Source organism: Kitasatospora humi, from assembly GCF_020907985.1.
Classification (GTDB): Bacteria; Actinomycetota; Actinomycetes; order Streptomycetales; family Streptomycetaceae; genus Kitasatospora; species Kitasatospora humi.
Genome location: NZ_JAJJPA010000143.1, coordinates 1 through 1,394, shown reverse-complemented (window position 1 = coordinate 1,394; position 1,394 = coordinate 1). Strand labels below are relative to the sequence as shown.

Below are 1,394 nucleotides of genomic sequence, written 5' to 3'. Positions count from 1 at the left end.
CTGAGGACAAGCCCTCGGCCTATTAGTACCGGTCAGCTCCACCCCTCACAGGGCTTCCACATCCGGCCTATCAACCCAGTCGTCTACTGGGAGCCTTACCCTCTCAAGGAGGTGGGAGTGCTCATCTCGAAGCAGGCTTCCCGCTTAGATGCTTTCAGCGGTTATCCCTCCCGAACGTAGCCAACCAGCCATGCCCTTGGCAGAACAACTGGCACACCAGAGGTTCGTCCGTCCCGGTCCTCTCGTACTAGGGACAGCCCTTCTCAACACTCCTACGCGCACAGCGGATAGGGACCGAACTGTCTCACGACGTTCTAAACCCAGCTCGCGTACCGCTTTAATGGGCGAACAGCCCAACCCTTGGGACCTACTCCAGCCCCAGGATGCGACGAGCCGACATCGAGGTGCCAAACCATCCCGTCGATATGGACTCTTGGGGAAGATCAGCCTGTTATCCCCGGGGTACCTTTTATCCGTTGAGCGACGGCGCTTCCACAAGCCACCGCCGGATCACTAGTCCCTGCTTTCGCACCTGCTCGACCCGTCGGTCTCACAGTCAAGCTCCCTTGTGCACTTACACTCAACACCTGATTGCCAACCAGGCTGAGGGAACCTTTGGGCGCCTCCGTTACCCTTTAGGAGGCAACCGCCCCAGTTAAACTACCCACCAGACACTGTCCCTGATCCGGATCACGGACCCAGGTTAGACATCCAGCACGACCAGAGTGGTATTTCAACGGCGACTCCACAACAACTGGCGTTGCTGCTTCACAGTCTCCCACCTATCCTACACAAGCCGAACCGAACACCAATATCAAGCTATAGTAAAGGTCCCGGGGTCTTTCCGTCCTGCTGCGCGAAACGAGCATCTTTACTCGTAATGCAATTTCACCGGGCCTATGGTTGAGACAGTCGAGAAGTCGTTACGCCATTCGTGCAGGTCGGAACTTACCCGACAAGGAATTTCGCTACCTTAGGATGGTTATAGTTACCACCGCCGTTTACTGGCGCTTAAGTTCTCAGCTTCGCCAGAGCGAACTCTAGCTAACCGGTCCCCTTAACGTTCCAGCACCGGGCAGGCGTCAGTCCGTATACATCGCCTTACGGCTTCGCACGGACCTGTGTTTTTAGTAAACAGTCGCTTCTCGCTGGTCTCTGCGGCCACCCCCAGCTCAGAGTGCAAGACTCATCACCAGGAGGGGCCCCCCTTCTCCCGAAGTTACGGGGGCATTTTGCCGAGTTCCTTAACCATAGTTCACCCGAACGCCTCGGTATTCTCTACCTGACCACCTGAGTCGGTTTAGGGTACGGGCCGCCATGAAACTCGCTAGAGGCTTTTCTCGACAGCATAGGATCATCCACTTCACCACAATCGGCTCGGCATCAGGTCTCAG

1 rRNA gene is annotated in these 1,394 nt (G+C 56.5%); it reads right to left on the bottom strand.

Going from position 1 to position 1,394, the window contains the following annotated elements:
* Positions 1-2: 2 nt before the first annotated feature.
* Positions 3-1,394, bottom strand: a 23S ribosomal RNA gene (locus tag LN042_RS36770); the annotation flags it as partial.